Annotated in this window: 3 protein-coding genes; 2 read left to right on the top strand and 1 reads right to left on the bottom strand. The window is 62.0% G+C overall.

What is annotated here, in order from left to right:
* Positions 1-261 (top strand): hypothetical protein (locus MKL01_RS15810; protein ID WP_243906163.1); only part of this gene is annotated, 261 nt, incomplete at its 5' end.
* Positions 262-431: 170 nt separating this feature from the next.
* Positions 432-644 carry a hypothetical protein gene (locus tag MKL01_RS15805; RefSeq protein WP_243906162.1) on the top strand — a complete coding sequence of 71 codons (213 nt, stop codon included), beginning with the start codon at positions 432-434 and terminating at the stop codon, positions 642-644.
* 92 nt (positions 645-736) lie between these two features.
* Here the strand turns inward: MKL01_RS15805 and MKL01_RS15800 are convergent, their stop codons facing one another.
* Positions 737-1,651, bottom strand: a complete 915-nt coding sequence (locus MKL01_RS15800; RefSeq protein ID WP_243906164.1) for a manganese catalase family protein — start codon at positions 1,649-1,651, stop codon at positions 737-739.
* Positions 1,652-1,667: the final 16 nt, after the last annotated feature.

Raw genomic sequence — 1,667 nt, 5'->3', positions numbered from 1 at the left:
TTGTCGCACAACGCGTCAGCGCTCTTCGCGGAGGCGGATGCGGCGCTGTTTTCGGCCAAGAGCGCAGGCAGTATCCTATTGCGGCCCGCCGAACCGAGCAAGACGGCCCTGTGCTTGGTGAGCTTATCAACCCATGCGCGCGGCGAGGTAACGCCGTTCTCGTTCAGCGGCGAACACCTGACCTCCGTACTCTCCCGTTACTCCGTATCAGCGGCGGACGCGAGCTTGCGGACAACGGCCAATTACGATCTGGGTGACTAGGTCTTCTTCCTGTCCGTGTGCGCCCAATTCGGGCCGACGTCGTGCGCAGAGAGGCTGACGTCGGCCCGTTGATCCTTGGGGGCGGCCTCTTATTGGCTGCTTGAACAATATCGACTGCGGCGGCGTTCAGACCCAGACCGATCGAACCGATCCGTTTGGAGGAAAACGCCATGTCGATAAAGATGCTTGCCCTCGCGGCCGCACTGTCGTTCGCAGTCAGCGGCTCAGCTCTTGCGCAGATGTCAGGCGGCGGCAGCGCCCAAAGCAACATGAATAATCCGGGCAGCGTGAAGAGCCCGTCGCAGAAGCGGATGGGTGGGCAGCGGGGTATGATGCGTATGAAGCATCACCGACGCCACCATATGCGTCGTTCGCGCATGTGACCGAGACCTGCCCCGCGGGTTCGATACCGCGGGGCTCCTTTATGGCTCAGCCTTCTATCAGTTTCGGCCGATGCCTCTGACCCTTAAGTGGCCTAGCGGCTCTTCTTGTAGAGCTTGCTCGCGATTTCGAAGATCTCCTCCGGCGCATAGTCGGGTGCAAAGGCACCGTAGTTGCCGTCGAGTTCCGGGATCTTGCCACCCTCGGGATAGCCGTCGACTACCTCCAGGTTACCCGGCGGATCACCCGGCAGGGCGACCTCATCGTTCGACCAGACGCCGGCCGCTTCCCGGTAATCCTCCTCGCTGAAGGTGTAGAGCCGCCGGTGCTTGCCCTCGTCGAGGTACTTCTGACATTCCGGGATACGCGACAGGTCGATGTTGGGCGTCGGTAGCATCTGCTCGATGGCTACACCGGTGAGCTTCTTCAGGGCCAGGGCGTAGGCGTGGGCATGAAGCGAACCGCGCACGAGTAGGTAGGCGCAGGTCTCGCGGCCAGTCGGCTCGATCATGGTCTCGTAGACCCGCAGCTTGTGAATGCGTGCGCCGCACTCCAGGTGGAAGTTGTGCAGCAAGTCGATGATCAAGTTGCCGGTCGTGGTGACCATGTCGACGTTCCACGACTGGGCGTTAGAGTTGACCGGCGTCGCGCCGCCGCCGTTGGCCAGGAAGGCGCCAGCGAGCCGGATATCCTGCATCTCGGCGAACGGCGCCTTGGAGATATCGACGTCCGTCTTCGGGTTGCCCGGGCCGTTGTTGAGCAGGGCGATACCGGTCGAAACCAGCTCGACGTGTCCGATCTCCTCGGCGAAGATGCTCGACACCAGGCTGTAGAACGGCCGGAGCTTCTCCTTGTTGCGGAAGTTGAAACTCTGGAACATGTAGTTCCCGAGCGTCGACATCTCGCCGTACTTACCACCGAGCAGCTCCTGTAGAGCGGCGGCCGCGTTAGGCTCAGGCTTCTTCGGCTCGGGCAGCTCCGTGAGGAGGCGGTCGATCTTCATGAACATGAGGGCAGCTCCGTCC

The sequence above is a fragment of the Methylobacterium sp. J-070 genome (assembly GCF_022829385.1).
Classification (GTDB): Bacteria; Pseudomonadota; Alphaproteobacteria; order Rhizobiales; family Beijerinckiaceae; genus Methylobacterium.
Note: the sequence above shows the minus strand (reverse complement) of the source record. Positions and strands in the feature narration are given on the sequence as shown.

Excerpts from the sequence above, each read along its gene's own strand:
- MKL01_RS15805 (WP_243906162.1), top strand. The coding sequence starts at position 432 with ATGTCGATAAAGATGCTTGCCCTCGCGGCCGCACTGTCGTTCGCAGTC.
- MKL01_RS15800 (WP_243906164.1), bottom strand. The coding sequence starts at position 1,651 with ATGTTCATGAAGATCGACCGCCTCCTCACGGAGCTGCCCGAGCCGAAG.